The following is a 7316-nucleotide window of genomic DNA, read 5'->3' on the forward strand; positions in this document are numbered from 1 at the left end:
CGGTAGCGTTGATTCTCGTAACTGCGATCGCGGAGTTCACCGAGCCGGTTCAGGAAGACGGCACGAGCCAGCGCGTTCTTAGCCTCGCCCTTATTCAAACCAACCTGCACGCGGCGACGCAGTTCGACGTTTTGCATCCAGTCGAGTGCGAATAATGTTCGCTCAATGCGGCCCAGCTCGCGCAATGCGATCGCGAGGCCATTCTGACGCGGATAGCTCCCGAGCTTGCGCAGCATCAGTGATGCGGTGACAGTGCCCTGCTTAATCGATGCCGCCAAACGAAGGATTTCGTCCCAATGCGTCCGAATGTGTTTTACGTTGATGCGACCGCCGATTAGGCCTGCGAGTGTCGGATACTGTTTTGTGTCACCATTTATGTACAGACGACGGTCGGCTAAATCACGAATACGCGGGGCGAAGCGGTACCCAAGCAAGTGCATCAAGGCGAACACATGATCGGTAAAGCCAGCCGTGTCCGTATAGTGCTCCTCTATCCGAAGGTCGGACTCGTGGTACAGCAAACCATCCAGAACATGAGTGGCATCGCGAACAGTGGCGTTAATGACCTTGGAATGAAACGGCGCGTACTGGTCCGAGATATGCGTGTAGAACTGTACGCCCGGCTCCTGACCGTATTTCAAATTTACATGGCCAGCAAATTGACCGCGACCGCCGGCTTTGAAGTTCTGGCCATCCGATGATGACGTGGTGCCATCACCCCAGTATGCGGCGAACGATTGGCGAGAATGAGCGTTGACCAGGCTCCCCAATCCCGCTGAATACGTTTCATCGCGTATGTGCCACGCCTGGAGCCACGTCAGCTTAGCGTAGGTGGTGCCAGGGCAGGACTCAGCCATCTTGGATAGCCCCAGGTTGATCGCATCAGCCAGGATCGTCGTGAGTAGTAGCTGTCGATCCCCAGCGGTTGCGCCGCTTTTGAGGTGAGTGAAGTGTTGCGTGAAGCCCGTCCAGTTATCGACTTCCAACAACAGTTCGGTGATCTTCAAGTGCGGCAACCGACTATAGGCCTGTTGCATCAGCGCTTCCGCCGCATCAGGCACGGCGTTGTCCAATGGCGTGATTCTTAGGCGGCCCGAGGGTGAGATACCTGCATCGGGTAACTGGTCGGCGAAGGCCAGGCGTTCTACGGTGATCAACTCCTGGTCCAGCGTTGCCAATCGCGATTCCAAGTAGTTATCGCAATTCGTTTCAACCGCCAATCCGAGCTTTCGATCTTCACGCTGACCCTCGAACCGTGTCGGCGGCAACAGGTAATCCTCGAAATCCTTAAACTGCCGCGAATCCTGGACCCAGATGTCCCCGGAACGTAGCGCATTTTTGAGCTCGGATAGCACGCACAGTTCATAGAAGCGTCGGTCAATTCCGTCCGGTGTGTACACCAGACTTTCCCAGCGCTTGCGGATAAAGCCAGTCGGGGCGTCATCCGGCACTTTACGAGACTGGTGCTGATTCATGTTCTTTAGCAGCTCGATCCCGGCGTGTAACTCGCGCGCCGCCGGTGCGGCCTTCATATCCAGTGCATCCAGAAGCGTCGGCGTGTAACGCCGCAGCGAGTTGAAGCCACTACCAATTAAAGCGAGGTAATCGAAGTCTTCTGACTGGGCCAGCTTTTCCGCTTCGGTGATGCTTGCACTGAATACCTCCCATGGCATGATCGCCTCAATGGCGGCATACGGATCGCTTCCGGTCTGTTTGGCATCGAGCAGTGCGCGCCCAACACGCGAGTACAGACGTACCTTATTATTAATTTCCTTGCCGGAGCGCTGGAAGCGCTCAGCATGTGTACGCTTGGCCTTGCTGAACAGCGAGCCAATAAAGCGATCATGTAGGTCAATGATCTCGTCAATCAGCGTGGCTCGTGTATCGAGTATGATTGCCACTAGTGTGGCGTAGCGACGGCTCGATTCAAGGTCCCGCAAGTGCTGGGCGGTCATTTGCCCGCCTTCACGGGCGAGCTTCAGCAGACGGTTCTGGTGGATGGTATGTTCAAGCCCAACCGGGAGGTTGAGCTCGCGCACGGTCTGTAATCGTTGGAGGTGGAACAGAATATGTTTGGGCCTCGGTGGTCCGGGAGACTGGCGCAGCCAGACGAGTGCACTACTCGACATATCCTTGCGAATCGCCAGCAACTGCTCGAAGGCGCGGCGATGCTGATTGGTCAATAGCGCGGTTAACGTTTCATACACGAGTCGGGTGCCTCGCGTGAGCGCTTCGCTGCACATGCGTTCGATGACATCCAGCGGCGGCAAAATGATGCGTTGTTGTCTAAGCAACTTGACCAGCGCTTCAGCCAGAACGATGCCGCGATCCGTTTGTTGGGCCAGGTCGACAATGGAGTCAATAAACCGCCGGTAGTCATCGCCGCTGAGCGAAGACAGGTTCAACCAGGCCTGCAATTCGACCAGATGCTCCCGTCGCGTTTCAGGCCTCTTGGCGTAGCGCGGCCAAATCTCAGGCCCAATGCTCAACTGCTGGCCGATGAGCGTTAATAAGGAGGCTGGTGGCTCGGCATTGGTGGGTAGCGCGATACCGGGATAGCGCAGATAACATAACTGGACCGCGAAACCGAATCGGTTGTGCGGGCCACGCCGCTGCCGAATCGCCGACAAGTCCGATTCGGAGAAAGTGTAGTGTTGGATGAGCGTGTCGTCCGTCTCTGGAAACGAGAGCAAGCTATCCCGCTCAGCGGCGGTCAATAGGCGACGGCGGGGCATAGTCAGTCAACCGTTTTCAGGTATTGGTACAGCGTCTCGCGGCTGATGCCGAATTCACGGGCCAGCGCCGCCTTTTGTTCACTGTTTGCAACGCGCTGCCGGAGTTCGACGATCTTTTCGGGAGAGAGGGCTTTCTTGCGACCGCGATACGCTCCACGCTTTCGAGCCAGTGCGATGCCTTCGCGCTGCCGCTCGCGTATCAATGCACGCTCGAACTCGGCAAATGCGCCCATGACGGAAAGCATGAGGTTGGCCATCGGCGACGCTTCGCCGGTGAAAGTCAGGCTTTCTTTGATGAATTCGATGCGGACACCCCGTTGGGTCAACGTGTGGACCAGGCGACGCAGGTCGTCAAGGTTGCGCGCGAGACGGTCCATGCTATGGACGACGACGGTATCGCCTTCGCGGACAAAGGTGATCAGTCGATCCAACTCGGGGCGTTGGGTATCCTTGCCGGACGCTTTGTCCGTGAACACCCGATCAACCGCGACCTGCTCAAGCTGGCGTTCCGGATTTTGATCAAGACTGCTGACTCGGATATAACCGATGCGCTGACCTTTCAAAACCCGCTCCCCCGTCGAAGTGTCAAGAGAACTCTAAGACCCCTCGCAACAAACGTCAACTATTTCTATATACCACCCTATTCTGACGCATGTACCACTCAATGCCTGACGCCTGGTTAGGGTGTAGTTCAAACTGACAGCGAATACCGGCAGGCTGCACATTAAACTCGGAGGATTTTTTTTGCGAAGACTCTGAACACGAACTAGGCTGGGATCGAAATGCCACTTGCATACTGCCGGATCATTTGGACGATTGATTCACTAAAGTTCTTCCGGGAGCTTCCGATAACTAGAAGAGTCTTTTGAAGGAGGAACAAGGATGGACATCAGTCACCTATCGCAATCGGCAAGTCAACAAGGGGTGTACTCGAATGGCTCCGCCAGGATCGTCCGCGAAACGCGAATTGATGCGGGGGTTCAGATCAGTGAGGTGCCATCGGTGGTTTACCATGGAGCGAAAGATAACCCTCTCAATACTGGCGGCCATGTTATTGATAAAATATACAAGATGCCGCAAGAAAGTCATGAGGCGACCAATGCCAGGTTGGATGAGATGATGGTGGCGTTGTCCACTGGTGTCGCCATGGCGTCAGCTGGTCTCAAGCGTACTTATGAGATGGCAATGGAGTCTCTATCACCCGATCTGCAAGAAAAGGATTGGGGGTTTTCAGTGTCAAACGGTTCATTAGTAATTTCGGAAGGCAGTGATGCCCTATCGACTGAAGACCGCGCAACCCTCAAGGACGCGCTCTCGATAGCAGATGTCGAATATCAGGCCAACCAGGTGGCTTCTACGATGATTCGGGCGCTGGAGCTGGATCGAGGGCCAGCCGGTGTGAGTAACGGTATCGGCCGATTCGATGTATCCCAGGGGAATTTTGGGGATATTGTTGATCTTCGTTCCTACCTGCAAGTGCACGAACCAGGCGGAAGCTATGACCTGAACCCGATAGATCCCACTGATTACGAGCGTCATTTCCCTTATGGCGGGCGCGCTTTGTTGGACCAGATCAGTGCGAATGCGCCCATCGGATATGCCAAGCCAGCAGACTTTGGACTGATCTCGCTGTAAGAGAAGACAAGGCCCAAGCAGTGCTTGGGCCTCAGGTATTTACTGGATGGTCTGATCGCAGATGTGCCCCAAGGTCACTGCGGGATAGTTGTCGCCTCCGACTCCGACTTCGTTCGGATCTGTATCCTTCACCCGAATCGACCACTTTCCTGCATTAAACTCTGACAGCCATGTATAGCCACCCGAATAGTCCGTGGTGGAATAATTGCCAGTGCAATCGGGCAACGAGATGATATTACCGGCGATACCGCTCGAATTGCTGATCGCTGTGTCGCCTGTCAATGGAATGTCGTCGGTATAATATTTAAAAGTCACCTCTGCTCCCTCAACAGGATTGCCACTTGAGTCCAGCACTCGTATGGACCAATCCAACTCATTATGCACTTGGTCAGTCAGAAAAGGGGAAGTGCTCATACGAACCAAATTTTCATCACTTCCGACATCGACGCTGTCAGAAGCAGTAACGCGTGATCCTACCAACAGCTCATAATCGTGCGCCGGATTCACGGCCACCGCCGGGTTTGGAGAAATTCGAACATTGAGGGTAAAGGGCGTTGGCAAACTGCCCAAATTATAGAGCATATTCGCGTCAAGAGTATTCCAGACGGTGCCTGTGAAGTACTCAATAACCCATTCGTTCTGGCCGTAGGCGTCCGTGAACTGGATCTGCAGATCCTGTCCATTTTCCGCCACGAAACTGAAATAGTCGATATCTTGGGCGCTGTCCATACTCCCAACCATCGGGGTCCGGTCATCAGGAATCGGTGTTGATAGACTTGCCGCGTCATTCAGTTCGTTGGCATCTACAGCCGTGTTCACCACTGCGCCAAATTGGAAGGCGGAGCCATCCGAGGCATTGGCGTCCATAGACCAATAGTAGTCACCCGGTTCAGTGAGAGCCAAGAGCCCCTCAACGGCATTGCCAGGTTGGTCCGATGTTCCCAGTGACGTCAGCGTATCATCTGCCTCATGTTTGATCAGTGTCAGGGCGAAGTCCGTATTGGCATTCTGACCGGTCAGGAATACCGTGGTTTTCGCGCGCTGGGTTATTTCGAAGTGATACCAGTAAGAGCCCCCTGTCGTGGTACTGTCCAGGGTATATATGGTCCCCGTATTAAGGGTGGTGCAGAGTGGAGTGATGGCGCTGGTCGTTACTTTCGCTTGCGTTTGTGAAGCGGCCGCCGCTGGGCCGCTAACACTAGACTGGCGCTCTGCGGGCTCAACCGGTCGAACCGGTACGGCTTCAAAGTGGTAGTAACTTTTCTCTGGTTGGGCATTTGCGGTCACGCCCTTGGTGCTTGACGTCGTCTCGACCTTGGACAGAGCTGCTGGAGCTGGTGAAAGCGGAACAGGTGTCGCTGCCAGAAGCGACGGTGAGGCAATGGCGCAAGCCACGACCCAGGCAAAGGAAATTGTTCAATTTTTCTGCACGGGGTTCTCCTTCTATCAATTACCGCACTCTCGTAAGCGCGACCGCCTAAAGAATAGTAAGTCTTTATTAATTCTGTGTAACATTTTGTTTCAGTTATTTATCTTTTGAAATCCTTTAGGCAAGCGCATTGCCACCGTGGCTAGACGAAATCAGGCGATTCCTAGCCAGGGATATGGAGGCGACACGGGCACATGAGCTAATGGAGCAGATGCGGGAGGCTGGGTTGCCGATCTAGCCGAGTGCTCTATTCTCAAATAATGTGGGTTCGCCTCGATGTTTGCGGGCCGCTACATCTATTCGCATTTCAGGAATTTTGTCTATGGGGGCCTAGTGTTTCGTCCGGTTAATTCGCTGGCGCATGTTTGTTATAATAGGAATCGTCAAACAGCAATAAAAGGTTCCCATTGTGCCCAAACCCGCAGCGCCATTTAATCTGACTGTAAACGATCAATTGGAACTCGAAAGTTGGTGCCGAACCAATACGCTGAGCCAGCATCTGGCGCAACGCGCCAGGATACTTTTGTTACTGAATGAAGGTCAGACCCCAAAAGGAATCTCAGAGTCTCTTCAGGTTAGCACCCAAACGGTCTTCAAGTGGCGCAAACGCTACAGTGATCGAGGTCTTGAGGGGCTTCATGATGCGCCGCGACCTGGCCAGCCTCGAAAACTCGACGGTAAAACCGTCAAGAAAATTTTAGACGACACAGTCCATAAAGTTCCGAAAGAGGCCACACACTGGAGTATCAGTCTCATGGCAGAGCATGCCGGGGTAACGCGCTGGCAAGTGCACCAGATCTGGAAAGCAGCCGATTTGAAGCCGCACCGGCTCAGAACGTTCAAGATCAGCAACGATCCCCACTTCGCTGAAAAAGTGTGCGATGTTGTCGGGCTTTATATGAATCCTCCGGACAATGCACTGGTTCTGTCTGTTGACGAAAAAACCCAGATTCAGGCTCTTGACCGAACCCAGCCGAAATTACAGCTTCGCCCGGGACAAGTTGAGCGACAGACACATGATTACAAACGTCATGGCACAACCAGCCTGTACGCTGCATTCAATACGCTGACGGGTCAGGTGATCGGACGAATCACTCAGCGTCACCGAGCCAAGGAGTTTTTAGACTTCTTGCGACAGATCGACCGGGAAACTCCGAAGGGTCTGGATCTGCACTTGATCTTGGATAACAGCTCGACTCACAAGACGCCGGAAGTCAAAGCTTGGCTGGCCGAGCACCCTCGGTTCAAGCTGCACTTCACGCCCACGAGCGCTTCCTGGCTGAATGCGGTCGAGGGTTGGTTTGGCCAACTGGAACGACGAGCCCTATACCGCGGTATTTTCACCAGCGTCGGCGAATTAAAGTCTGCGATTAAAAAGTTCATCAAGGTTCACAACGAAAAACTGGCAAAGCCGTTCCGTTGGCATAAAAGCGCAGAATCGATTATGACGTCAGTGGCTCGGGCAAAGCTGAGTTTAATTGATAATAAATGAGCGAATTAACCGAACGTTACACTAG

General features: G+C 53.8%; 5 protein-coding genes. 2 read left to right on the plus strand and 3 right to left on the minus strand.

Features of this window, described 5'->3' with window-relative positions; translation table 11 throughout:
- On the minus strand, window positions 1–2735 hold a 2735-nt coding region (locus MWU62_RS17645), incomplete at its 3' end, for a Tn3 family transposase (protein ID WP_247116106.1).
- A gap of 2 nt (window positions 2736–2737) precedes the next feature.
- Window positions 2738–3298: a recombinase family protein gene (locus MWU62_RS17650; RefSeq protein ID WP_019677822.1), complete on the minus strand. Its 561-nt coding sequence runs from the start codon at window positions 3296–3298 to the stop codon at window positions 2738–2740.
- A gap of 319 nt (window positions 3299–3617) precedes the next feature.
- On the opposite strand from MWU62_RS17650, the gene MWU62_RS17655 reads away from it, so the two are divergent.
- A complete protein-coding gene (locus MWU62_RS17655) occupies window positions 3618–4370 on the plus strand; it encodes a hypothetical protein (protein WP_247116107.1) in 753 nt (250 codons plus the stop codon).
- A gap of 39 nt (window positions 4371–4409) precedes the next feature.
- Here the strand turns inward: MWU62_RS17655 and MWU62_RS17660 are convergent, their stop codons facing one another.
- Window positions 4410–5657 (minus strand): hypothetical protein, encoded by a 1248-nt coding sequence (locus MWU62_RS17660; protein WP_247116108.1) that lies wholly within the window; start codon window positions 5655–5657, stop codon window positions 4410–4412.
- A gap of 551 nt (window positions 5658–6208) precedes the next feature.
- Between MWU62_RS17660 and MWU62_RS17665 the strand changes: the two genes are divergently transcribed.
- Window positions 6209–7291: an IS630 family transposase gene (locus tag MWU62_RS17665; RefSeq protein WP_208006341.1), complete on the plus strand. Its 1083-nt coding sequence runs from the start codon at window positions 6209–6211 to the stop codon at window positions 7289–7291.
- Window positions 7292–7316: the final 25 nt, after the last annotated feature.

The organism is Marinobacter sp. S6332, assembly GCF_023016045.1.
Taxonomy (GTDB): Bacteria; Pseudomonadota; Gammaproteobacteria; order Pseudomonadales; family Oleiphilaceae; genus Marinobacter.